Raw genomic sequence first — 25,239 nt, 5'->3', positions numbered from 1 at the left:
CTGTTTAAGAAATAATAGAGGATCTCAGTTCCTCTGCCATATGGGACGCATCTTTTTCTGTCCGCATAAGTATGAATATCGTGTCGTCACCTGCAAGCGTTCCCACAACATTGTCAAGCCCAAGCTTGTCAAGCTTTGCACACACCGCCTGTGCCATGCCCGTATGACATTTCACCACAACAGTGTTAAGCGCATGATCCACTGACACAACGGCGTCTGAAATTATGCCGAAAATACCGTTGTTTTGCTCTGCAATATCTTTTTTGAGTGCAGGCAGGCTGTATTTATAATTGCCGTCTGAACCAATGGTCTTTACAAGGGAAAGCTCCTTTATATCCCTTGAAACTGTTGCCTGAGTGACTTTCAGGCCATGCCTTTTAAGCGCTTCACGAAGTTCCTCCTGAGTGCCGATATTTTCGTCTTTGACAATCTGCATTATCAAATTCTGACGCTGATTTTTCATATGCCGTCCTCCGCTGATTCCTTCAACGGCTGCATAAGCTTTTTGTTTATTGACGAGAAAAAGCTGCCGCCGCTTATATCTATGATTTCAACAAAATACTTCGACTTTGATACTATCACAGTGTCCTCTGCCGAAAGTCTGAAAACATTATTACCGTCAACGCTGACGATTGCGTGAGAACCACTGTTAGTGTGACACTTGACTTTCATAACGCTGTCCTCTGAAAGTATCATAGATCTTGCAAAAAGCGAGTGAGCACATATCTGTGTGAACTCTATACACTTCATTTCAGGTTCGATTATGGGTCCGCCTGCGGACATTGAATAGGCTGTTGAGCCTGTGGCTGTAGAAAGTATAACGCCGTCTGCACGAAGTGAAGAAATAAGTCTGCCGTTTTTTGACACCTCAAAATCGGCTATCTTACAATCGTCAGCTTTTGTTACTGCGACATCATTAAGCGCAGTATATGACTTATTTTCACTGCCACATTCGACATTTACATTTAACATCATTCGGCGGCTGAGGGTATATTCTCCAGAAAAAAGCTTGTCCAGCAATTCAAGCTGTGAATGTTCAAGAGAGGCCATAAAACCGAGTCTGCCACAGTTTATGCCAAGTATAGGCTTCTCAAACTCACAGCCCTTAAGAGAGCATTTAAGTATCGTTCCGTCACCACCGATTGCAATAATCATATCACACTGCTTTACACACTCGTCTTCGCTACAGAAAGTGATATCGAGCTTTCCGAAAACGTGCTTATAGCATGTATCCATAAAAAGTTTTGCACCATTTTTGCGCAGCCTTTCATATGTTGCGGTCGTATACTCAAAGCAATGAGTTTTATCAAGATTTGGATAAAGATAAATTTTCATAATATTACCACTCTTGCGTTTAGTCTTTGAAGCTATCAAAAGCTTCGTTCACAAATTCTTTTATATTGAGCTGACCAAGCTTGTCAGCCGTCATGTCAGCGTTTTTAAGTAGAATAAGATATTCAAGATTGCCGTCGCCGCCCTTAACAGGTGAAACTGTTATCTTTTCAGCCGCAAGCCCATCTGCTCGAAAACAGCCAAGAAGCTCGGTTATCACTCTCACATGGTCTTTACGATCTTTGACGATACCCTTTTTATTGAGAGCCTGCTTGCCAGCCTCAAACTGAGGTTTTATAAGAAGAACCATTTCGCCGCCATCGCAAAGACAATCGCAAAGGGATTTTATAACAAGTTTTAGAGAAATAAACGAAAGGTCACCACTTATGAACTGCACAGGTCTGTCAAAAAAATCCGCTGTCAGATATCGTGCATTCACGCCCTCACAGTTTTTCACCCTACTGTCATTGCACAAACTTTCATCAAGCTGTCCGTGACCCACGTCCACCGCATAGACAAATTCTGCGCCATGTTCAAGCATACACTGAGTAAATCCCCCGGTTGAAGCACCGATATCTGCACAAACTTTACCTGTCAAGTCAAGTCCGAAAACATCGCAGGCGTGTTCAAGCTTAAGTCCGCCCCTGCCGACAAACTTCATATCGTCAGGCCTACATTTCACCCCGTCGTTCTCATCAACCAATATAGAAGGCTTGACGCAGACCTTGCCGTTTACCGACACAAATCCATTTTTTATAAGCTGCTTGGCACGTTCTCGGCTTTTTACGCCGCAGTTCGTAACTATATACACATCAAGTCTTTCACTCATCTTTTAAAAAGCCCTCAACTGTATCAGCCATTTTCTCTGCTGAAAAACCAAGCTCGTCAAGTAGCACATCACATTTTCCGTGCTTCACGAAACCGTCAATAGCAAACTGTGCCACATTTGGGCAGATAGAAGCATACTTCTCTGAAATACTTCCACAGTAATAAGCTTCCTCAAAGAACAGCACAGCATCGTAGGCTGACATTATATCAACCACCTCATTGTCTATAGGGAAAATATTCACGAGCTTAATAACATCGCACTTTATATCACGATTTCTGAGTATTTCTATAGCTGTAAAAAGATCATTTGCAAGCCTGCCGTATGTAACAAGCAGAACCTTTGCGCCCTCTATATGACGATAAACGTAAGTTGAAACAGGATCAGATGTATCATACAGCGATTGATCCCTGCCCCTTGGATATCTCACAGCACAAATGCCACTGTCGTCCTCAACAGCTTTATGCAGGCACAGCCTGAGTTCGTCATAATTAGACGGGGAGTATATCCTCATATTTGGCACAGAGGTAAGAAAAGAAACATCAAAAATTCCCTGATGTGTTTCACCATCATCACCGACTATACCTGCGCGGTCAACGCATATAACTGCATGACAGCCTCCTATTGCCATATCATGGATAAGTTGATCGTATGACCTTTGCAAAAACGATGAGTACACCGCAAAAACAGGTACATAGTTCATAGAAGCAAGCCCAGCACAGAAAGTAACTGCGTGTTCTTCGGCAATGCCTACATCAAAGAAGCGTTCAGGAAAACGCTTCGCAAAATATTGAAGCCCCGTGCCGTATTTCATTGCCGCAGTGACTGCACAAAGACGTTTATTCTTTTCTCCCATTTCACAAAGCTCTTTTCCCATTATAGAAGAAAAGCTGTCAGAAAGTACGACATCGGGATTGCCCGTTTTTATCTCAAAGGAGCCGACCCCGTGAAACTCTCCAGGGTTAGCTTCTGCAGGAGCATAGCCCTTGCCTTTTATAGTATTCACATGAACAAAAACAGGCTTGTTTACTGCCTTTGCAGCCATAAGTCCCTGTTCAAGTTCTTCAAGATTGTGTCCGTCAATAGGTCCAATATAGTGAAAGCCAAGATCTTCAAACATGGTGCTGTGAAGTATCATGTTCTTGACCGCATTTTTGGAGTTACGAACGGCATTTTTCACAGGTTTACCTATAACAGGCGTCTTATCAAGCATTCTCTCTACTCTGCCCTTTGTGCGCTGATAGCTCTCTTTTGTACGCATGGAGGAAAGATATTTTGCCATTCCGCCAACATTTTTTGAGATAGACATTTCATTGTAGTTGAGGATAACAATGATATTTGTATCACTTTTGCCTGCATTGTTAAGTCCTTCGTAAAGCTCGCCACCTGTTGAAGCACCGTCACCGACCACAGCTATAGCGTGGTGAGTTTTATCACCACTCAGCTTCATTGCTGTGGCGATTCCAAGCGCCGCAGAAACAGACGTAGAGCTGTGGCCACTTATAAAAGCATCATGCACCGACTCGTCAGGTCTGCAAAAACCCGAAATACCGTTTTCCTGTCTGAGAGTTTTAAACTCTTTGAGTCTACCAGTAAGTATTTTATGTGTATATGCCTGATGACCAACGTCCCAGACGATTTTATCTTTAGGTGATTCAAAAACTCTGTGGATAGCCATTGTAAGCTCCACAGTACCAAGATTTGACGCAAGATGACCGCCGTTTTTTGAAACCGTATCTATAAGAATTTTCCTTATATCACCGCAAAGCTCCTCACACTGTGCAGTGGAAAGCTTTTTCAGGTCGGCAGGCAAATTCATTTTATAAATATCAGGCTTTTTTATTTCCGACATTATATCTAGATCTCCAATCTTTTTATCAACTTCTTCTTGTAAGCATATCAGATGTAAGCTCTGTGAGGAAAACGCTGTCCTCAAAATATTTAAGATGACCCAGTGCTTGAACTGTCAGTTGTTTTGCTATCTGTTCTGACTTGTCAAGTCCAAGGAGGGATACATATGTGTTTTTATGCTGTTCGCTGTCACTGCCGATAGGCTTGCCAAGCTCCTCAAAAGTGCCTGTTACGTCAAGGATATCGTCAACTATCTGAAATGCTCTGCCCATTGCCTGAGCATAGTCTGCCGCAAAGGGGATAGCCTCAAGCTTATCTCCAAGTATAACGCCCATTACACAAGCGGCTTCAATAAGTGCGCCTGTTTTGCAGGTCTGCAAAATATTCAGTGTATCAACATCTATTTCTTTATTTTCATATTTAAGGTCTATCACCTGACCGCCTATCATGCCGTCAGTGCCAACTGCTCTTGCCAGAACAGAGATAAGCATAACAGCCTTGTCGGCAGATATAACGCCGTTCATGGCACTGTTGGCTATGACCTCAAAAGCAAGGGTATTCATTGCGTCGCCTGCAAGGAGTGCGATATTCTCAGGAAAAGCTTTATGACATGAGAGCTTTCCACGTCTGTAATCATCATCGTCCATACAAGGCAGATCGTCGTGTATAAGAGAAAAAGTGTGTATAAGTTCAATAGAACAAGCTATCTCTGCATACTTTTCAGGCTGACGCTCACCGCACATACGGCAAAATTCAAGCATAAGCACAGGTCTGAGCCTTTTGCCCCCTGCCTGCAAAGAATACTCCATAGCCTCAACTACCTGACCCTGAAGCTCAGGCTTTGAGCGGGTAAGCTCCAGCAGTTTATTATCTATAAGCTCAACATAATAATCAAGTGTGGCTTTGTTCATATCATTCATCGCTATTATCTCCGTTCATAGCCTTTACGGAAAGCTTTGCACTTTCAAGGCTTTTTTTGCAATCGACCGACAGATCTATCCCCTCTTTATAAAGTTCCAAAGCTTTCTCAAGAGGAAGCTTGTCATTTTCAAGCTGACCAACTATATCATTAAGTCTTGTAAGATTTTCTTCAAAAGTCATTTTAAACAGCCTTTCATTTGACAAATGTTATTTTAGCAGATACACTGCCGTCTGACAGCTTTATGTTTACCTCGTCGCCAACGTTCAGCATTGATACACTGTCGACAACGCTTTCGTCTTTCTGAACGATAGCATATCCCCTGCCCAGAATATTGAACGGACTAAGCATATTCAGAGAAGAAACATAGCCGTCAAGCTTAACTGACAGCTTTTCAAGCCTGCGTTCCATGATCTGTGACAGCCTTTTTTCAAGGTCGCACACTGCTTTTTCGCTCTGCTCTAATCTCTTCTCAGGAGAATATAATTTCAAAAGCTTATCACAGCTTTCTATCTGTGACACAGCCTTATCAAGTTTAATCTCCATAGCCTTGTCAAGCTTTTGCCTTAAAAGCCTCACAGCATTAAGTATATCCGCTTTGTCAGGGGTAGCAATCTCAGCCGCCGCTGACGGAGTTGGCGCACGCATATCTGCGGCATAGTCTGCAAGGGTGGTGTCAGTTTCGTGACCTACAGCCGATATCACAGGTGTATTGCAGGCGTAAACAGCCAGCGCCACCGCCTCGTCATTGAACACCATAAGATCCTCGCTAGAGCCACCGCCACGAGCTAAAATTATGGTATCTGCACCGCTTTTATCAGCCGCTGAAAGTGCTTTGCATATAGTCTGTGCTGCTGCCGCACCTTGTACCTGTGCAGGATAAACTTCGATATTGCACACAGGATAACGCCTTTCTGTAACGTGTATTATATCCTGCAAAGCCGCCGCAGTAAGTGACGTAACAACAGCTATCTTCTTTGGAACAAGGGGTATTTTCTTTTTTTTGTTCACATCAAATACGCCCATTTTTTCAAGTTTTTTCTTTGTCTGTTCAAGCTGAATGTGCATAACGCCCACACCAAGAGGTGCTATCTCCGTAGCTATTATCTGATAAACTCCGTCACGCTCATAGACCTCTATATTGCCCATAACAAGCACGCTCATGCCGTCCTCGGGCACGAATTTAAGCCTTGAAACACTGCTTGAAAACATAACAGCTTTAAGTGCAGAACTGCTGTCCTTTACTGTAAAATAGGCATGACCTGATTTGTAATGTATATTAAAATTGGATATCTCGCCCTTGACGGCAATGCCTTTCAGCTTAAGGTCAGACCGCAGTTTTGAAGCAAGATATCTGTTTAGCTGAGAAACAGTGATAACTGAACTCATATTTTGATCTTCCCTTTCCTGATCGCAGCATAGACCGCAACGCCCACTGCGTTATCACTTGAAAATTCAGGCTCAGCAAAGCTGCCGTACTTTTCAAGCTTGCTTTTTATAAAGCGATTAGACATCACACCGCCTGCGTATACAATAGGTATATCCTTATACTCATGGCGAAGATTAACTGTCATTTTCTCCACCGCAAGGCACACACAATCAATACAGTATGCCGCAACATCAGCCACCGAACAGCTCTCGTCTATAAGCTTCATGCACTGATTTTCTATTCCAGAAAGTGAACAATAAAGTCCGTCAACTGATGCTTTTGGCTTTATTTTATGTTCGCTTTCAGACGCAAGCCTTTCAAGCTCTTTACCACATGGAAAAGACAGCCCAAGCCTTACGCCTGTTCTGTCTATGGCTTGTCCGCCTTTAAGATCACGGCTTCCGCCGATCTGAGTTATATTTATCAGCTTAGCCTTGTCAGGCTCGCACAAAAGAAGATCTGTAGTGCCACCACTGACGTGAAAAGCCGCAAAAGGCTTTTCAGAACTGAGCATATCCAGCTTTCCGCAGGAATAAAGTGCCGCAAGTATATGTCCCACCTGATGCGAAGTCTTTTCAAGGTCAGCCCCACAGGCAAGTGACACAGCTTGTGCAACATTTTCTCCAACAAGGAAGCAAGGCATATACGACCCCTCTGCACACCTTGGTGCATAAGAATACCCAACTGCACTTAAGTCATACCTTCTATCAAAAAGCTGTTTCATAAGTTCTGGAAGCTGTTTCGTATGGTGAAACACGGCGTCGGATTGTCTTAGTCCTCGCTCTCCCTGCTTGACAGGAAGAAGTTTTTTGCATGACCTGACGCTCATATCCGCAGTATCAAGCAGTGCACATGAAGTGGTATAATTGCTTGTGTCTATTCCGAGTACAAAACTCACTGCTTTTCCTCTTGTTCCTTTGCAAATGAGCCAAGCACACCGTTTACAAATGAAACGTCAGGCTCGAGGGCATATTTTCCTGCAAGAGCCACAGCCTCGCTTATGGCAACGTTCACAGGAACGTTCTCCTCATATATTGCCTCGTAAATAGCAAGTCTGAGTATTGCAAGATTTATCTTAGGTATTCTTTCAACAGTTCTCTTGTTGCTGAACTTGCTGATTATGCTGTCGATCTCGTCCTGCTTTTCGCAAACATTTTCCACGAGCTTTTTAACTTCATCATTTACGATGATCTCGTTCACTTCCATGGCAGACATGAAAATATCGTCAAGCTCCTCGTCCTGTCTAAACATTTTCTCAAATATCAGCAAAAATGCTGATTCTCTTATTTCACGCCTTTTAATTGGCACAAAAACACTTCCTTCATCTTATATTTGTCTGAATCCTATTCCTTTTCCGAAAGGTCAACTCCGCATATGGTCACATTTACCTTTGCAACTGTAAGTCCAAGCATATTCTGAACTGCACTTTTTACTTTATCCTGTATCTCCTCGGCAACGGAAACCGCCTTAGCTCCACGGCAAAGTATTATACCTATAGACACTGACAGCACATCGTCAACAAGGCCTATCCTGATATTGCCGAAATTTTCCTGTCTAAACCAGAGCTGACGTGGAGTCTTCATAACAGGAGCGATACCATAAACGCCCTCTATCTCATTAACAGAGTTTGTAACGATCTGCGCTATAACGTCCTGACTTATGTGCAGGCTTTTTTCTACTTTCTTTGAAACATCATTCATATTTATCCAAGCCTCCCTTTTTAGATATAAAAAAGAAATCCTTCAATCTATACTTACAACCATTATATCATAAAAATCAATAGGTTACAAGTATTTTGAAGGACTTTTTTTATTTGCTGACAAATTTTATTCTACATCATAAATTCTGATGTTTTCATTTGCAACTGAAACTTCGCTAAGGAGGATATCTTTTATCTGTGCCGCTTCGCTTGCAACAAGCCCGTCGCTGTCGGTCTTTACAACGATATTTGCGTTGTCACCGTCAAGATAAACAACACAGTCCTCAAAGCCTGCTGCTTTCACGAGTGTCTCTACCTTGCTCTCCGACTCCATGAGCCCTGTCATGGCTGAAGCTTCTTCTTCAGCGACTTTCTTTTCTTCCTCTGTGGAATCGCCGCCGTTCATTATATTCTTTAATGTTTCTACCGCCTCGTCCCTTGAATTCATTCTGTCTATTCTTGCCTGTGCAAAATAATCTGAAGTGCTGTCAGTGCTTACGAGCTGTGCGTCGCCGTAATTCACGCTTTGACTTTTCACAACGTCCGTCGCCTTTATCTTGCCGTCTGAGGTCGATACCGCATAATTTATGTATACTGCAAGACCGAGTATCAGCGTCATTCCTGCAAGGATTATCTGCTTTTTGCCTATTATCATGGTCGGTTTTTTCATCTTTATTACCTCTTTCTGTTATTTTCTGCCCTCAACGCAGATCTTACTGCTTGATATACCTAGTACTGTCGAAACCGCTTTAAGCACACGTTCGTTTACTTTTATATCTTCACCTCCTTCGCAAACAATGACAACGCCGCATATCTGCGGTTTTATTATTTTTCTGACCAATGCCTCCTTTTTGCCGTCATTATCAGTTATTACTATCTCGTTTTCATACCTGTCGCTTGTTCTGTCACCATTATTGTCTGTGCTTTTGGTAAGATTTTCGGCATAAACATATTCGGTAGTTCCCTCAACTGTCACCATTACCTTGCACTCGCCAACTCCCCTGACTTGAGAAAGAACATCTTTAAGCTCTTTTTCTATCTGCTTTTTGTAGCTGTCTGTATCATCAGTGGCAACGCTTTCCGTGGGAATGCTCTTGCTCTCTGCCGTATTTTTAGCAGGAAACATCTCAGAAACAAATATAAGCAATATCCCTGCAAGACCTACGGCTATCACTATCTTCGTTTTCATAGGAAGCTTTTTAAGAGCCTTTATTTTCCCCTCAACTTTACTTTTCAGCAATGTTTATTCCTCCTGAATGATAACTTGAGTATCAGGCAGATCTTCTGCAATAAGCTTTTCAACAAGCCCTCTGTCGCTTGTTTTAGTCAGATACACCCTTACCGCTGTTATCTCTATTCCATTATATTCATTTATATCTGTGGTTATGTCCACTCTGACGTTTTCTATGCCATTCTTATTCAGCTTATCCAAAAAATATTCTTCAAGCCTGCTTTCGGATTCGGACAGATAATAAAGTTTCGTCGCTGTTGAAACGCTGTCAAACTCAGGCAGATCTGCAAGCTCTGTATAGTCGCTTAGGGTGACTTTGAAGCCATGTCCCATTACAGGCGTTATGACCGCAAGCAAAAGTATCACAGCAAGCACCGATCTAAGTTGTTTTTTCAAAGTTCCCTCAGGTGTGGCAATATCCGTCATAGAAGTTATCACGCCTATAATGCAGGCAATAAATATCACTGATTTAACTGTATTCATTTTAAGCTCCTGTGTTCATGGCTGTCATTATTACAACTGATGTGGAAATAACGAACATTATAGAATAAGCCGCAAGGATGCTCACACCAATTGATAAAACCGAGTTTATGCTTTTAAGAAGTCCACCACTGTTGCTTATGCCAAAAATATCGTTTATGATCGCACCTATCCACACTGCAAGTTTTACTGCAAGAAGCGTAAGCAAAGGTTTCGCAACTATCACAGACATTATTATAACGCCTATCACACCGACGCTTGTTCTTATTACGCCTATACTTCCCTTTACCGCTGAATAAGCTTCAGAGACCGAGCCGCCTATGACAGGTATAAAGCTTGAAGCCGCAAATTTAACGGCTCTTGCGGAGAGATTATCAGCCGCCGCTCCTGCAAAGCTTTGAATAGATAACAGCCCTGTAAAAAGGGTCATCACAATGCCAAGCAACCATATGACCAGCTTTTTCACCGACTCTGCAAGGCTTCCAAGGTCAAGAGATGGGTTTATTGCAGAAACAAGGGTCACTGCAAGCACTGCCGACAAAAACGGCACAAGTATCGTATCTGCCAATATACCTGCGCTTTCACATATTATCAGCATAACGCCGTAATAGCCTGCTCCTGCCGCCGCACTACCGCCTGCTGTCGCCACGCTTGAAAATATGGGTATGTAGGACATCATGAAGCTGTTCATTTGTTCCATGGAAGTCTTTACAGAATAAAGACTGTCGGTGACAGTATCGCTTATAACAAGCACTGTGGTAAGAACACATATGAGCGTGAATACCTTGTCCACTGTACCCTCAGCTGACATTGACCTTACCAATACGCAGAGCATAGTGGCGGCTGTTATTTTCCCGAGCATTATAAGAGGGCTTCGCAAAGCAGCGGTAAAGCTTTCAAATATATGCTTTATCACATCAGAAGCACTTATATTTGCGGCAGAGGACGGATCTTTCAAAGTTATGTTATTATCTTCAAGTACAGTTTTTACATCTTCATCACCCTCAAAAGAAAGTCCCTCGTTTATTTCGCTTATGAGCCTGTCATAATATTCATTGTTCTGTTCCTCACTGTCTGCATATACTCCCTGTGGTGTAAACATGACCGCAAGGACTATGATGACAGTGGCAATTATTTTTTTCATATGTTAATCCTATATAAGCAATGCTTTTACTATTTCTACAAATGCTTTGAAAAGCGGCAGCGATACCGAAAGCATTGCAAGCTTTCCTGCCAAAGTGACCTGTGACGCAAGTGCGTTTTCTCCGCAATCCTTGCAGTAATCGGAAGCAAGCTGTACAATATAGCATATACCAAGTGACTTAAACAGTATGATAAGATACATATTGTCGATTCCTGACAGAGTGAAAAGGTCCTCAAATACAGAGATAAGGTCTTTCACAAATGCCACCGAATGAAAAAGCACCAGTGCCGCCGCCGCAAGCACAGCCGCATATTTTATTTCACGGCTGTCTTTCTCAATGGCTTTGCACACTATGGTTGAGAAAATACAAAAGCACGCTATTGTAAATATTTTCATTAATACAATCCAAACACTTCTTTTATCGTTTCAAATAGATTTCCGATCTGCCTTACTATCATAAGCAGAACGACAATAAGCCCTGCAAGAGTTGTCATCATTGCCTGCTCGTCACGCTCCGCTCGTTTCAGCAAGAGATTTAACACGGCAACGATAATTCCTATGGCAGCGATTTTGAAAATAAGATCTATGTCCATATAATTTTGTTCCCTTCATTATGGTTATCCTTTGCTATGGCTATATTAGCAGAATAGCGATAAAAGCCCCGCTGAGAACGCCCAAAGCCCTGCATAGCCGCACCTGTGAGGTGAAATTCTCTGAAAGTCTGCTTATCTGCTCGTCAAGTGCGGCAAGGCTCATGGAAATGTATGCAAGCTGTCCATTTGTGTCTGTTGTACCGAGTTTTTCAAAAAAATCTATGGCGGTCTGCCTGATTTCATTGTCAAAAAGCTTTGACTTATATATATCCTCGGTTATTCTTCTGCGGACATCAGGCGAAGAGGTATCTTGCGACAAAAATGTAAAGTCAGAATAATCATTCTGCAAGCTAAGCTTTAAGATAATTTCCCCGAAAGTCATTCCACCCTCAACCATTGCCCTTGTTTCAAATATCAACCGTCTGAGTAGCTTGAGATATTTCATTTGCCGTATCTTGTCCGTCGCCATTGCACAGCCCATTTGTGTGCAGGCAGATATGATCAGCACACAGCCTATTAGCTTTATCATTTCATGCTCCTGTTTTTGTAAATGATACCAGTCTGCCACACATTGTTCCTGTGCCTAGTACCGCAAGTGCGTCGAAAGCCTTGTCTTTTATGAGTTTTGAGATATAACGCCGCTTTTTAAGCTCATCAAGGCTTGAAGCATGGCATGAAGCAATAAGCTTCACTCCTGAGTTGAGCGCATACTGCAAAGCTTCGTTGTCCTCAGAAGAACCTATCTCGTCGCATATGAGTATTTGCGGTGACATGACCTTGACAGCCGTCATTATGCCCTCATATTTGTTGTAGGAATTGAACACGTCCGTCATTGCACCTATAAGATTTTGCGGCTCACCTGCCACTGTTGCGGCAAACTCGTTTCGCTCGTCTATAAGCGCAACACGCCAGCGTTCGCCAAGCTTTCTTGCAAGATCACGAAGCACTGTAGTTTTTCCTCCCGAGGGCGGTGAAGCAATAAGCAGGCTCATTGGTTTGTCAGAAAAGCATTTTGCATATATCTCGTCTGAACTACCTATCATTTCACGAGCTATCCTTATATTAAGAGAAGATATATTTTTTACAGACTCCACGGCATAACTCCTCGCAGGATCAAGAACGGCAGTTCCGCAGAAGCCTACTCTGCACCCTCCTGCAACTGTTATGTAACCCCTTGCTATCTCACGGTGAAAGCTGTGAAGAGAATTCTGAAATGCTCGCTGATAGATAGTTTCAATATCCTCTGAGGTAACTTGAACGCTATCTCCGATATTGTTCATGAGCCTGCCGTTATCATTAACGAAATACTCTTTCGAGAATATGGTAACAGACAGCCGTCTACCTCTGCGAAGCCTTATTTCCTGTATCCTGTCACGCTCTATTTCTGGCACTGACATAATTGCTCCTCTTATGCGAGGGGTGAGCAGTTCATAAACGTATTTTATCTTGCTGACTTCTCTTATCATTTTTTCACGCTCCTTTTAACTTGTCCTATGAAATAACTATGCTGTGAGCCTGCATTTTAGTACAAGATATTTGTATTCTCCTACATACGCAGATATCCATTATTGTATTTAATTATCACGCAAAATGCTTGAAATACTGTTGTATTTGTGATATAATGTTAATGCAATATGCACAAATATTGTGAAGATAAAAGAAACATACAAAACAAAGGAGAAAATTATGAACAACAGCTTAACTGAAGAACAGGTAAAAGTACTGAATATGTCACAAAGCGTGATAAATGAGGTAAGAAAGGTCATTATCGGCAAGGACGAGATAATCATAAAAGTCCTGCTGTCCATACTTGCAGGCGGTCATATCCTTATTGAGGATATTCCAGGAGTGGGAAAAACCACTCTTGCCGTGGCTCTATCAAAGGCGCTTTCACTTGACTATAAAAGACTACAATTCACCCCTGATGTTTTGCCAACAGACGTGACAGGTTTTACCATACTAAATAAAGAAACACACAAGTTTGAATATAAGCAGGGTGCGGCACTCACAAATCTTTTTCTTGCAGACGAGATAAACAGAACCTCAAGTAAGACGCAGTCTGCGCTTCTTGAAGTAATGGAGGAGGGCAAGGTAACTGTAGACGGTATCACACATAAAATGCCTGACCCTTATATCGTTATCGCAACGCAAAACCCGGTTGGCTCTATAGGCACGCAAATGCTCCCTGAGTCGCAAATGGACAGGTTTATCGTAAGGCTCACAATGGGTTATCCTAATCTTGAAAGCGAAGTCGCAATGCTAAAATCCAAGCAAAATCTCGTCCCTGTGGATAATGTAAGGTCTGTGGTTTCTGCGGAGGATATCCTTCAGGCAAGGAAAGTTGTGGAAAATATTTATGTTTCAGATCAGGTTTTCCAGTATATTGTTATGCTTGCAAATGCAACCAGAAACAATGAATATATAAAGCTGGGTCTTTCACCTAGAGGAACTATCGCACTACTCAGAATGACAAAGGCGACAGCGCTTCTTAAGGGCAGAGATTATGTTATCCCCGATGACGTTATATACAGCTTCAAGGACGTTGTTCTTCACAGACTTGTGTTCAACTCAAAGGCAAAGATAAACGGCTTCACAGGAGAACAGATACTCAAAGGAGTTATTTCCTCAGTTCAGGTTCCTAGAGTTAGCAAGTAACGGAGGAGCAAATGCTGGTTTTATATATAATATTATTTATCGCCTCTATTTTCTTCTATATATTATATGTGGGTAGCTTCTCTTTTTATCTCTTTGCATTTTTACTTGTTATGCCTATAATCTTATTCGTTATGCTCAAAAAAATGTCAAAGAAAATAAGCGTTGGTTTTGTGAACACTCAGAAAACCGCAGGCAGATCGTCAAAGATACCTGTTGTGCTGAGATTGCAAAACCGCTCAAAGTTGCCTGTTGCCAATATGATTATAGAGATAGAATATTACAACACTCTTGACGGCGACAAAAATACAATGAAGATAAACACTCCCCTTTATCCTGATGATGTTCAGTATCTTACTTTGCACGTTTCCGCAAAACATTATGGCACTGTCAGAATGAACATAAAACGCTGCCGCATTGTGGATATGCTGAAGCTTTTCAAGATAAGAGTAAGCACCGATGCTGCTTCCAGACTTTTTAGCGAAAGTACGTTCACTATAGTTCCTGACTATCTACCTATCGAAAACAACATTGCGAATTATGCTGAAATGGGTCTTGAAACCGATGATTATTCCAAGACATCAAAGGGCGATGATCCCTCTGAGATTTTTGATATACACGAATATCATGATGGCGACAAAATAAACAGGATACACTGGAAGCTTACTGCAAAGCAGGATAAGACCATGGTCAAGGATTACTCTCTGCCAATATCAAATTCTATCGTGCTTATGGCGGATCTCCACCTTGATACAAATACAGACGATTATATGCTCGTATATGATACTCTTGTAGAGGCTATAGCGTCTATATCATATTATCTTATAGAAAATGACACACCTCATAAGGTAGTGTGGTATGATAAAAAGAAAGATTTGAGTGAAGTAGTAAATGTTACAGACGAAGAAAGTGCAAGGCTGCTTATTAGTCTGCTGTTGCAGGCTTCTGTTTATGATGAGCCTGACCTGTCTATGATAAATTACATCAATGAGCCTGAGAGATATAAATGCGGTCACTTGATGTATTTTTCTCCCGCATATAACAGCAATCTCAGCGGCGTTATGAATGATAACGATCTGGCGTTCCGCTATTCCTATATGCTTATCACAAACAAAAAGAAAGACGACGTTATAAACGATGAGTTTGCAGAGGTCGTGAACATTACTGCAAAACACGTTGCCGAAAGCATACAGGAAATATGTCTATAAAGGTGACAACATGAAAAAGAAAAGAATAAAAAGCAAAAACAAAGATATAGGATTTATCAGCAGCAATGGTATCTGCATTGACGGAGATATCCTTATGAATTGCGAGCATGAGCATAATTCAGGCTCATTTCTATGGTTTCAGATACTTCTGACCTTTGTGGCGACCATATGCACAGCGTTTATGGCAGTATCATTCCTTGATATGGAAATATACAAGACCACAATCATATATTACTCCGCCATGCTTTCACTTGTGTTTGGTCTGATGAAATCGTCACACAAGATAATTAAGTTTTCTGCACTTGGTGTGCTGATACTTCATGTAATTTACCTTGTGAGCAGGATATCTACAATAAAATACGGCTTGTTCGTTGTTATAGACAGATATCTTTCAAGGGCAAATCAACCTAACTCAACTCTTGGCGTTCAGCTTAGTGGAATTTCTACTATCGACTACCCATATCTTGCATCAAATTTTTTCGTATTTTTTATAACTCTTGTTTGCCTTGGAACGGCAGCAGCCTGCCTTTATAGGATAGATTTTCCACTGCTGTTTATCATTACATTTCCTGTTTTCGAGCTTGGAATGTATTGGGGCTGGGAGCCGTCAATGTGGACTGTTATTGGTCTGTTTGTATGCTGGGTGACAGTGCTTGCACTGCACATAATAAACCACACAACTAACAAGGCAGGAAGAAAAAACACCTTTGCGGTGCATGAGCGAAAACGCACGTTTTATTTTACATCTGAAAAGCAAAAAGCTTGTTTTTATAACGTATTCATGAAATTCACGGCTATTTTAAGCTCGTTTGTACTTGTAGTTATAATGCTTTTCTCATCAATAACAGGCTTTACACGTCCTGAGTCATTTGCAAAATACAGACATGATATTTCTACAGCAGTGTCAAATTTCTCTCTCACTGACCTGAGGAATGCTTTTTCAGATTATGACGGCGGATTTGATCTGTTTGGTATAAAAACAGTTGGTGGCACAAACGGAGGCGTTCTTGGCAAGACAGCAGGCATTAGCTTCAACGGCTCAACAGCACTAAAAGTGGTCACTCCAAAATTCTCTAATACACTATATCTCCGTGGATATGTAGCAGGCGTTTATAACGACAATAGCTGGACTCCTGTTGACGTGAATGGCAATGAAGACACCTTCTCTGATGATTTTGAGCAAGGCAAGATATGGGTGCAGGATCTGGATTATGACCTTATCCAACGAAAATATGCGGATCTGACCCCTGCTCAAATTTCTGTATCTGTTCTCGGCGCAAGCAAGAAATTTGTGTATGCGCCATACGCTTCTTTATATTCAAGTGATGGAAACACAGACGATAAAAAAATGCGTCCTACCACTGAGTCATATGTCAAATTAAGTTCAACAAAGTATTCTCTTTACTATTTTGACCCCTCTCTTATAGAAGAAAGGCTTGAAGCCCTCCCTGAGGCTATAGCCACAGAAGTGCCTGCATTGTCTGTTAATAAGGACAGAGGTGTTGACGCTTACTCAGAGTTTGTTCACCAGAAATATATGGACGTTTCAAAGTCTGATGAGCTTGATAAGGCATATAAAGAGATACTTAGTGAATATCTTGGCGTGGATATTTACCACAAAGGTGATTGGACTTATGAAGAAATAAGCACTGCAATAAAAAACTATTTCTCTGATAACTTCACTTATACCCTTGAACCGGGTGTTACTCCAAAAGGTGAAGATTTCATAGATTATTTTTTAGGTACACAAAAGGAGGGCTATTGTTCATATTTTGCAACAGCGGGTGCAGAGCTTTTAAGAATGTTTGGCTATCCGTCAAGATATGTAGAGGGATATGTGGTGCTTAATTCACAGCTCGGTGAACCTGAAGATGATTCAACATACGAGGTAAGTGTAAAAGACAAATGTGCGCACGCATGGGCTGAGGTATTTATAGACAATGCAGGTTGGTATCCTGCAGAATTCACACCAGGTTATGATAATGATAATCCTAATCTTACACAACAAGAGAAAGACCCTAAGGAAGTTACAACAACTAAAAGCACAGAAAGCAAGCCTACGACTACCACACAAAATGGCGGCCAGGGTGGCACAACTTCAGTGGTTACTAAAAAGCCTGCAAACAATTCAAAAGCTTCAACAACAAAGAAAACAAATTCTGCAAGCAACGGACATGGTGCCGGAGTGATGTCAGGCGCTGGGAAAACTTCTGTTTCATCAAGAATAACAGAAAACAACAGCGGCCATGGCTCATTTGTAGGAATTTTCATCACTCTGGGCGGACTTCTGCTTATAGCCTTCGGTGTTGTAGTCCATAGAGATGTTAAGGTAAAGAAAATGCGTTTGGAACTAAGTAATGGGGACAATAGATCACGCACTGTGGCGGTATATCGCTATATGCTCAAATATTTAAAGCTTATAGGCATCGCCGACAGCAGAAATATTACAGACTTACAGCTTTGTGACAGGTTAACAGAAAAATGCCAGGAAATGCAAATCAATGATTTCTCTCATATGATAAAATATATCGGAGAACTTGCAGTCAAAGCGGAAATGAGCAACTCAGTAATATCTGATGGGGAACTTGAAACTGCACTTTCTTATTTTGAAATCATAAAGGACAAGATCGTCCTGCCAAAGCTTTCGGGTGCTAAGCTTCTTAATGCAAAATTTGTTTACTGTCTATATTAGAGAGAAAAAGCCACGCTCAGTGTGGCTTTTTTAACCTCAATGATATTACCAAAAAGCTGATCGGTGATTTTTTTATATGAAATATATGTTTAATGCAAATATGGATATGATATTATCAGTAGGATAACTTTTTGAATATTTTAGAAAGGAATGATCGGATTGCGAAAAATAAAAAATACAATAATATTTATTGTTACAGTTGCTATACTTACAATGTTCTGCTCTTGCTGTAAACGCTCTGAGATAAAACTGGGATCCGGCAACGAAGGTGGTATATATTATAAATTTGCTGACACTCTCGGTGATATTGATGAAAACATCACAAATATAAGAACGGCTGGTTCTCAGGCTAACATGAGGCTTTTAAAGGACGGCTTTATCAACATGGGAATAGTCCAAAGCGATGTTCTGTCTGAAGCAGTGAATGGCACAGGAGATTTTAATGGTAACAAAATAAACAACGTCCGTGCAGTTGCGGCTCTTTACATGGAGTCTTTTCAGATAATCGTTCCGGCTGACTCAGACATTCAAACTCCTGCTGATCTTAAAGGCAAAAAGGTCTCTGTGGGCGAAGAAGATTCCGGCGTAGCAAAAAATGCCGAGTACATTTTAAACTCTGTAAGTCTTGACTATACCATGATAGATGTGTGTAACATGGACTATCAGAAGTCAGCAGAGGCGCTTAAAAACGGCTCTATCGACGCATTTTTCGTGGTACTTGGTGCTCCATGTGATGTTATAACACAGCTTTCTGAGGAAATGGATATAAGAATATTGCCTCTTGATGACAGAACGATATCATATATGACGAATCTTTATGACGGATACTATGAAACTGTAATAAAAGCAGGAACTTATAAAGGCATTGACGAGGACGTCAAAACTGTTGGCGTAAAGGCTGTTCTTGTGGCAAGCCAAAAGATGGACAGCGACACTGTAGCGGATATCACGAAAATGCTTTTTGAGGAAAATGACCAGATAAAGAAAAGGATCTCATTTGCGAATAATGACACAAAATTTGCGACAGATAATATACCGTGTGCTTTTCATAAAGGGGCAGTGGAATATTATAACAGCATTGGAACTGCTATAACAGAGGAGGATAAAATTTGAAAACAATAAATGTGGATATGTATCAAACTCTTGCGGTGGCAGTAGGAGTCTTGTATTTAGGGGGATTTCTCAAAAAGAAAGTCAGATTTCTTGAAACCTTCTGTATTCCCTCTCCTGTCATCGGCGGAGTTATTTTTGCTATCATATCATGTATTCTTCACGTCGCAGGAATAGTCGAATTTCAGTTTGATGAAACGCTAAAAACAGTTTGCATGGTCATGTTCTTCACTTCTGTTGGCTTTCAGGCAAACATTAAAGTTTTGAAAGCAGGAGGTAAAAGTCTAATTGTATTTTTATTATGCCTGATAGTGCTGATATTTGCGCAGAATGCGGTTGCAGTAGGACTTTCAAAGCTATTGGGAGTAAGCTCGCTGGTAGGTATGTGTACAGGATCTATTCCAATGGTAGGCGGTCACGGAACGTCAGGTGCTTTTGGCACAGTGCTTGAGGACCTTGGTCAGCAAGGAGCAACAAGTCTCTGCACAGCAGCGGCTACTTTTGGATTGATTATAGGCTCTGTAATGGGCGGACCTATCGGCAGAAAGCTTATACTCAAACACGATCTGCTGAAAACTGTTATTCCTGAGGACGACTCTATACTTGTCGAGGACGAACAAAAACATCACCGTTCTGTAAGCATGTATGCACCTGCAGCTTATCAGCTTGCGATAGCAATGGGAATAGGCACGTTTGTATCATGGGTGCTTTCATATTCAGGCATGACTTTTCCTGTGTATATCGGATCAATGATCGTTGCAGCATTTATGAGAAACATCGGTGAATACAGCGGTAAAATACACATACACATGGGTGAAATAAATGATATCGGTGGTATTTGTCTTTCTCTTTTTCTCGGAATAGCCATGATAACATTGAAACTCTGGCAGCTTGCCGAGCTTGCATTGCCTATGATAATCATGCTTGTTGCACAGGTGCTTCTTATGGCGATGTTCTCTTACTTTATCGTATACAATGTCATGGGCAGAAACTATGATGCAGCAGTGCTTGCGGCAGGAACTTGCGGCTTCGGAATGGGTGCAACGCCAAACGCTATGGCTAATATGCAGGCTTTAACAGCAAAATTTGCCCCTTCAATAAAGGCTTATATGCTTGTTCCTATTGTTGGAAGTATGTTTGCCGATTTTATAAACAGCCTTGTTATAACAGGATTTATCAACTTTATTAATTAACGGAGGAAAAGAATATGAACAAAAAGAACAAACATCTTGACTGTTATACAGATAACCTTGCTTTTCCAGAAGTTCACGTTGAAGATGTAAAAACTGAGAATGATGAAAACGAAAATAATAGTGAATCAGGCGTAATATTCGACAACTTAGCAATACCTGAGATAAAAATAAAGTCCAAGAAAAGGAAGAAATAACAAAAAACGATTTTCTGATTATTTTCAGAAAATCGTTTTTTTATTTCATATTGGCGATATATTCTCTTATCTCTTTTTCCACACGCATAACGTCCTCGTGAAGCTCCTGAGCTGACATTCTGAAAGCACCGCTGCCCATGATTATGACCTGCTCCATGCCGTCAGATGTGGCGACCCTTACCTTATGCTCTCGGCTGAGCTTGTGGGCAGTGCGTTCGATATAAGTGTCAGCCGTTTCGGCTTCTTTGGTGTAAACTATACTGATATTGTGGTAATTTTCCACTACACGCTCCTGCTCTTTGACCTTGTATGCGTCAAAGACGAGTATCAGCTCACATTGCTTGTATCCCTGATAGTTGCAAAGCCTGTTCACAAGCATACTTCGTGCAAGGTCAAGGCTCTCGTTGGCAGCCTTTTTCAGCTCGTCCCAAGAGAAAATTATGTTATAGCCGTCAACCAGCAAATATTCCACGCCTGAGTATATCTGCTTCGGCTTTGACGCTGACTTTACAGATTTTTCAGGTCTGCGCATCGCATAGTGCTTATCACGTTCTATCTTTCCGTAAGTGCGCTCAAATATCTCCATAAGCTCCTTATCACTTGCTGCACGTCTTACAAAATCTTCGGCACGAGCGTATGTCTGTGACTGAGAAACCTGCCTGCGTTTGTCCTCTGGAGGTATGTGAAGCTTATCAGGAACTTCGTTCCATTTGACATTGTAACCTGCGCCATGAGAGCAAAATACAGAATCTGCCGTATTTTCAAGATCTCTGTCAGGATCATAGCCATATTCTTCAAGCACAACTTCTGTATTATGACATTCACGGTAACCGTCAGAAGTGCATATCAGCTTTCCAACGCCCTTGGTATAGCTTATGACCTGCGACTGATATCCACGCATTTCCGCCACCGGTGCACTTCCCTTTATAACGGAAAATTCGCCCGATACCTCCGGCTGTGAGAAAACTCCGCCCATGTTCTGTATATCTGTTATAGCACGTCCCACGTTCTGCTGTGGCACTTCAAGTGTGAAGCTGTAATAAGGCTCAAGAAGAACGGACTTTGCGTTTCTAAGTCCCTGTCTGACGGCACGATATGTTGCTTGACGGAAGTCGCCGCCCTCAGTGTGTTTAAGGTGCGCTCTTCCCGAAACGAGCGTTATTTTCATATCTGTAATAGGAGAGCCTGTGAGAACGCCAAGATACTTTTTCTCCTGCAAATGGGTAAGAATAAGTCTTTGCCAATTTTTGTCCAGCGTATCTTCACTGCATTCGGTTGCAAAACGCAGACCCTTGCCACGCTCCAGCGGCTCAAGCTTCAAATGCACCTCAGCATAATGCCTGAGCGGCTCATAGTGACCATAGCCGTAAACCGTTTTCTCAATAGTTTCTTTGTATGCAATGCTTCCCTCGCCAAAATCAATGTCGATATCAAAGCGCCGCTTGAAGAGGCTTTTCAGTATTTCAAGCTGCACCTCGCCCATTATACTGACATGAATCTCGCCAAGCTGTTCATTCCAATCGACGTGAAGCTGTGGATCTTCATTTTCAAGCACACGGAAATACGACAGCAGAGTGTGCATATCCAAATCACACACAGGCTCGACACGATAGGTAAGAACAGGCTCCAGCAGTGGTTTTGCAGAATCCTGCTCAAAACCAAATCCCTGCCCTGCATAAGTTTTAGTCAACCCTTCAACAGCGCAAACAACGCCAGTTTCAGCGTTATCCGCATTACGATATTTTGCCCCTGAATATATTCTTATCCTGCTGACCTTTTCTGAGAAGCTTTCACCGTCAGCCGATGTGTAATCTACTAGATCTCTAACCTTAAGACAGCCCCCTGTTATCTTCATAAAAGTCAGACGTGAGCCACCGTCCTCTGAAATTTTATACACTTTTGCACCAAAAGTACCGCTGTCATATACACACGGTGCAAGCTCTGCAAGGGCGTTCATAAATTTTTCTATGCCCTGTGATTTTAAAGCTGAGCCGAAAAAGCATGGAAATACTTTTCTATGAGCCACGGAATCTGACAGTATCTTGTCAGACATTGATCCCGTTTCAAGAAACTCATTCATAATATTTTCATCAAAAAGGGCGCAATCCTCTGCGACTTCGGACTTCATACGGCAGAAATCCACAAATCCACTGCCAAGGCGACCCTCTAGGCTGTTCATAACAAAAGTCTTATCAGCACCGTCCAAGTCCATTTTGTTCACAAAAACAAAGGTTGGGACGTTATAACGCTTTAACAGCCTCCAAAGAGTTTGGGTATGGCTTTGCACACCGTCAGTTCCGCTTATAACAAGCACAGCAAGATCAAGCACCTGTAATGCACGCTCAGTTTCTGCTGAGAAATCGACATGACCTGGTGTGTCAAGCAAGGTGAAAGATGTGTTTTTATATTCAAATTCTGCGGGTTTTGAGAAAACAGTTATACCTCTGTTTTTTTCAATCATATCCGTGTCAAGAAAAGCGTCGCCGTGGTCTACACGTCCGACCTTTCTTATTTTGCCCGACAAATAAAGCATTGCTTCCGAAAGCGTTGTCTTGCCTGAGTCGACGTGGGCGATTATGCCTATTACTGTTTTTTTCATATTTTCTTCCTATTTGCTAAATTTAAATGTACTCCATTTCATTCTTCATTTGCACAAATCCAAACTTTTCATATAAAGGTCTGCCCATTTCTGTCGCTTCCAGAGAAATAGAAGTAATACCTCTTTTCTTTGCATCTTCTACCAGTAATGCCAGCGTCCTTTTGGCGATACCATTTCTGCGATATAAAGGCTTCGTATACATATTCATAATATATGCTTTCTTACCACTTGGATTGTGATAGGTAGGCATCACCTGGTAATAACTAACTCCACCTGCACCAACAAATTTATTGTCCTCAAAAACCATATATGCTGTGTGAGTATCATTCTGAAAGGCTTCTTTATAATACTCGTAAGTTTTTCTTTCTACTTCATCCATATCAATATCTGACGTTAGATTATTAGCTGCCCGCAAAACTTCTATTCTTGTTTTGGTTAGCAGAACTATATCGTCTATCGTTGCTTTTTTATATATAATATTCAAACTAATCATCCTCTCAATTAAACAAAAGCAGAGATACATATTTCCGCGAAAGTTTAATTTTTATCATAAAACCAAACTTTTTTCGACAGTAAGCAGACAGTCTCCATATGGCTCGGTTGTTCAACGAAAAACATACTCAACCCCTATTGTACAAGGGAATGGTGGAACGCACCTTTTCCATTAAAATCTAGTGGTTCGAGTCTGTGATAACCTTGATTTGTCCTATAATTTGTATAGGCAAACAGGGTAAAGCTCTGTTCCTTAAACTTCATTTTTAATGTCATCCCTACAAACTGGAATTTGTCTATTTTGAAAAATCACCTATTTTGCCAAGTAATTTTCCAATACTATGATACATTCCCGAATAAATTACAGGTTCTAATTTCGTAAGATCCACATCAAGTGTATCTCTACATTCCATCTGTTCTTCTATTTGAATATTCCTTATTCTGCAGAAAAAGGTTGTTGATTCTCCAATTTCAATTGATTGAACTACTTCACATTCATATATCCACCTACTCGCCTCCAAAACAGGAACATCCACAATCTCTCCCCTACCAACATCATATGAAATTTCATCCTTCTTCCCATCCTTCGCATGATGTGTGCCAAAATAATCCATAAGTTCGATCATGTCTGTGCTAACAAGATTAACGCTTAAAACACCAGTTCTAATTACATTCTGTTTGGTCCTTTTAGTACCAAACATACTGATAATTAATAAATAGTCATTCTCTTTCTCATTGGTTATGCTAACCCATGTAATTGGAGCAAAGTTATGCGTTCCATCTTCATTGTTTGTACCAATAATAAAAGCAGGCTGAACACACATTGAAAAGTGTGTTCCTATTGATTTTCGCTTTATAACTTTCAACTAATCCTACCTCCTCAAATTCCGATTTATCTTTCTAATCAACTACACGCCAACTTCTTTAAAATATTAACATAATATTTAAACTCATTCAAGGAACTCAAATAAACACACAAGTGGAACACCTCAAATTAAGTTTAGAAAAAGCTGATTAATGCGAGGCATTCGTTTCGCCGTTTTGAGCAACGCTCGAAAATACGTCACTGAGAGGACTGTGAAAAAACGGCAGAAACGATTTATTCAGCGTTTCCTTTGTTTATTTGAAATTGCAATATAACTGCATATAGAAATCAGGAAACTTATACAGTACAAAACAACCGCTCCAAAACTAAACAATACTTCTCCTAAATAAGTTAGTCCTGGCATAAATCCATATCCAGGAAGATTATTATAGTAAATCATCAGTCCTATGGATATAAGCAGCGGAATTAGTTCTGCCGAAAACAATATCCGCCAAAGTTTTTTTGTTTTCTTGCGAATGGTTATCACAAATAATATTATTTGAAATATAAAAATTACTATATATGTAATCAGTAGGAACAGTGCCATTACTATTTTCCTCCGTAAATTCCGATTTGTCAATTTCATTAAATATGAATTTTATCTTTCTCCAGTGGATACAGATATGTAATCGGATTCTGTGCCGACTGATTCAACTTCAATCTGGCTATCGACTTTCCAATGTAGAACGATTCATTCTCATCCAACGGAAATCACTGCTCATATCTTTCA

At 41.1% G+C, this 25,239-nt stretch carries 27 protein-coding genes; 6 read left to right on the top strand and 21 right to left on the bottom strand.

The genetic code is table 11. The annotated features are described in order from the left end of the window. Positions 1-4 precede the first annotated feature (4 nt). The 18 genes from argR to KQH97_RS01290 form a co-directional block, all read right to left on the bottom strand. The gene (gene argR / locus KQH97_RS01375) at positions 5-463 is read right to left on the bottom strand and encodes an arginine repressor (RefSeq protein ID WP_022286859.1); all 459 of its coding nucleotides are present in this window, start codon (positions 461-463) and stop codon (positions 5-7) included. Continuing rightward, the gene (locus KQH97_RS01370; RefSeq protein WP_118157064.1) at positions 460-1,335 is read right to left on the bottom strand and encodes an NAD(+)/NADH kinase; all 876 of its coding nucleotides are present in this window, start codon (positions 1,333-1,335) and stop codon (positions 460-462) included. Before KQH97_RS01370 ends, argR begins: the two co-directional genes overlap by 4 nt. A 19-nt stretch (positions 1,336-1,354) precedes the next feature. Continuing rightward, on the bottom strand, positions 1,355-2,161 hold the full coding sequence (locus KQH97_RS01365) for a TlyA family RNA methyltransferase (protein ID WP_216552283.1): 807 nt from the start codon (positions 2,159-2,161) through the stop codon (positions 1,355-1,357). Next, the gene (gene dxs / locus KQH97_RS01360; protein ID WP_195249289.1) at positions 2,154-4,010 is read right to left on the bottom strand and encodes a 1-deoxy-D-xylulose-5-phosphate synthase; all 1,857 of its coding nucleotides are present in this window, start codon (positions 4,008-4,010) and stop codon (positions 2,154-2,156) included. Before dxs ends, KQH97_RS01365 begins: the two co-directional genes overlap by 8 nt. A gap of 25 nt (positions 4,011-4,035) precedes the next feature. Then, a complete protein-coding gene (locus KQH97_RS01355; RefSeq protein WP_216552281.1) occupies positions 4,036-4,929 on the bottom strand; it encodes a polyprenyl synthetase family protein in 894 nt (297 codons plus the stop codon). Next, on the bottom strand, positions 4,922-5,110 hold the full coding sequence (gene xseB, locus KQH97_RS01350) for an exodeoxyribonuclease VII small subunit (RefSeq protein ID WP_117857305.1): 189 nt from the start codon (positions 5,108-5,110) through the stop codon (positions 4,922-4,924). The genes KQH97_RS01355 and xseB overlap by 8 nt, the downstream gene beginning before the upstream one ends. Positions 5,111-5,123: 13 nt before the next feature. Further along, a complete protein-coding gene (xseA, locus tag KQH97_RS01345) occupies positions 5,124-6,317 on the bottom strand; it encodes an exodeoxyribonuclease VII large subunit (protein ID WP_216552279.1) in 1,194 nt (397 codons plus the stop codon). Continuing rightward, positions 6,314-7,255: a peptidase M22 gene (locus tag KQH97_RS01340; RefSeq protein ID WP_216552277.1), complete on the bottom strand. Its 942-nt coding sequence runs from the start codon at positions 7,253-7,255 to the stop codon at positions 6,314-6,316. Before KQH97_RS01340 ends, xseA begins: the two co-directional genes overlap by 4 nt. Further along, positions 7,252-7,665: a transcription antitermination factor NusB gene (gene nusB / locus KQH97_RS01335; protein WP_242843630.1), complete on the bottom strand. Its 414-nt coding sequence runs from the start codon at positions 7,663-7,665 to the stop codon at positions 7,252-7,254. The genes KQH97_RS01340 and nusB overlap by 4 nt, the downstream gene beginning before the upstream one ends. A gap of 35 nt (positions 7,666-7,700) precedes the next feature. Continuing rightward, entirely contained in the window at positions 7,701-8,057 is a 357-nt protein-coding gene (locus KQH97_RS01330) for an Asp23/Gls24 family envelope stress response protein (protein ID WP_022286850.1), read from the bottom strand. A gap of 126 nt (positions 8,058-8,183) precedes the next feature. Then, the gene (locus tag KQH97_RS01325; protein ID WP_038671921.1) at positions 8,184-8,726 is read right to left on the bottom strand and encodes a SpoIIIAH-like family protein; all 543 of its coding nucleotides are present in this window, start codon (positions 8,724-8,726) and stop codon (positions 8,184-8,186) included. An 18-nt stretch (positions 8,727-8,744) separates the two neighbouring features. Further along, positions 8,745-9,296, bottom strand: coding sequence for a stage III sporulation protein AG (locus KQH97_RS01320; RefSeq protein WP_253286335.1), 552 nt, complete (start codon positions 9,294-9,296; stop codon positions 8,745-8,747). A 3-nt stretch (positions 9,297-9,299) separates the two neighbouring features. Then, positions 9,300-9,770: a stage III sporulation protein AF gene (locus tag KQH97_RS01315; protein ID WP_216552275.1), complete on the bottom strand. Its 471-nt coding sequence runs from the start codon at positions 9,768-9,770 to the stop codon at positions 9,300-9,302. A gap of 1 nt (position 9,771) precedes the next feature. Then, entirely contained in the window at positions 9,772-10,911 is a 1,140-nt protein-coding gene (locus KQH97_RS01310) for a stage III sporulation protein AE (protein WP_216552273.1), read from the bottom strand. Between the two features lie 9 nt (positions 10,912-10,920). Beyond that, on the bottom strand, positions 10,921-11,307 hold the full coding sequence (locus KQH97_RS01305) for a stage III sporulation AC/AD family protein (RefSeq protein WP_216552271.1): 387 nt from the start codon (positions 11,305-11,307) through the stop codon (positions 10,921-10,923). Continuing rightward, on the bottom strand, positions 11,307-11,504 hold the full coding sequence (gene spoIIIAC, locus KQH97_RS01300) for a stage III sporulation protein AC (RefSeq protein ID WP_022286844.1): 198 nt from the start codon (positions 11,502-11,504) through the stop codon (positions 11,307-11,309). Before spoIIIAC ends, KQH97_RS01305 begins: the two co-directional genes overlap by 1 nt. Positions 11,505-11,544: 40 nt before the next feature. Beyond that, positions 11,545-12,033 carry a stage III sporulation protein AB gene (locus KQH97_RS01295; RefSeq protein WP_216552269.1) on the bottom strand — a complete coding sequence of 163 codons (489 nt, stop codon included), beginning with the start codon at positions 12,031-12,033 and terminating at the stop codon, positions 11,545-11,547. A gap of 1 nt (position 12,034) precedes the next feature. Continuing rightward, positions 12,035-12,970 carry a stage III sporulation protein AA gene (locus tag KQH97_RS01290; RefSeq protein ID WP_216552267.1) on the bottom strand — a complete coding sequence of 312 codons (936 nt, stop codon included), beginning with the start codon at positions 12,968-12,970 and terminating at the stop codon, positions 12,035-12,037. Between the two features lie 220 nt (positions 12,971-13,190). Here KQH97_RS01290 and KQH97_RS01285 point away from each other — a divergent pair, with 220 nt between their 5' ends. The 6 genes from KQH97_RS01285 (at position 13,191) to KQH97_RS01260 (ending at position 20,553) form a co-directional block, all read left to right on the top strand. Further along, positions 13,191-14,159: a MoxR family ATPase gene (locus tag KQH97_RS01285; protein ID WP_216552265.1), complete on the top strand. Its 969-nt coding sequence runs from the start codon at positions 13,191-13,193 to the stop codon at positions 14,157-14,159. Positions 14,160-14,269: 110 nt separating this feature from the next. Then, positions 14,270-15,364, top strand: coding sequence for a DUF58 domain-containing protein (locus KQH97_RS01280; RefSeq protein ID WP_253286334.1), 1,095 nt, complete (start codon positions 14,270-14,272; stop codon positions 15,362-15,364). Between the two features lie 10 nt (positions 15,365-15,374). Beyond that, a complete protein-coding gene (locus tag KQH97_RS01275) occupies positions 15,375-18,056 on the top strand; it encodes a transglutaminase family protein (RefSeq protein ID WP_216552261.1) in 2,682 nt (893 codons plus the stop codon). Between the two features lie 159 nt (positions 18,057-18,215). Continuing rightward, entirely contained in the window at positions 18,216-19,169 is a 954-nt protein-coding gene (locus tag KQH97_RS01270; RefSeq protein ID WP_216552259.1) for a TAXI family TRAP transporter solute-binding subunit, read from the top strand. A 17-nt stretch (positions 19,170-19,186) separates the two neighbouring features. Further along, entirely contained in the window at positions 19,187-20,359 is a 1,173-nt protein-coding gene (gene gltS, locus KQH97_RS01265) for a sodium/glutamate symporter (RefSeq protein WP_117897291.1), read from the top strand. Between the two features lie 14 nt (positions 20,360-20,373). Further along, positions 20,374-20,553 carry a hypothetical protein gene (locus KQH97_RS01260; protein WP_117897284.1) on the top strand — a complete coding sequence of 60 codons (180 nt, stop codon included), beginning with the start codon at positions 20,374-20,376 and terminating at the stop codon, positions 20,551-20,553. A 40-nt stretch (positions 20,554-20,593) separates the two neighbouring features. Here the strand turns inward: KQH97_RS01260 and KQH97_RS01255 are convergent, their stop codons facing one another. The 3 genes from KQH97_RS01255 to KQH97_RS01245 form a co-directional block, all read right to left on the bottom strand. Next, positions 20,594-23,152, bottom strand: coding sequence for a translation factor GTPase family protein (locus tag KQH97_RS01255; protein WP_216552257.1), 2,559 nt, complete (start codon positions 23,150-23,152; stop codon positions 20,594-20,596). Between the two features lie 22 nt (positions 23,153-23,174). Beyond that, positions 23,175-23,636: a GNAT family N-acetyltransferase gene (locus tag KQH97_RS01250; RefSeq protein ID WP_367614647.1), complete on the bottom strand. Its 462-nt coding sequence runs from the start codon at positions 23,634-23,636 to the stop codon at positions 23,175-23,177. 304 nt (positions 23,637-23,940) lie between these two features. Continuing rightward, entirely contained in the window at positions 23,941-24,510 is a 570-nt protein-coding gene (locus tag KQH97_RS01245; protein ID WP_118124506.1) for a flavin reductase family protein, read from the bottom strand. Positions 24,511-25,239: the final 729 nt, after the last annotated feature.

The sequence above is a fragment of the Ruminococcus sp. MSJ-25 genome (genome assembly GCF_018917825.1).
GTDB classification, from domain to species: domain Bacteria; phylum Bacillota; class Clostridia; order Oscillospirales; family Ruminococcaceae; genus Hominimerdicola; species Hominimerdicola aceti.
The sequence above is the reverse complement of the archived record's forward strand: the minus strand, read 5'-3'. Positions and strand labels throughout refer to the sequence as shown.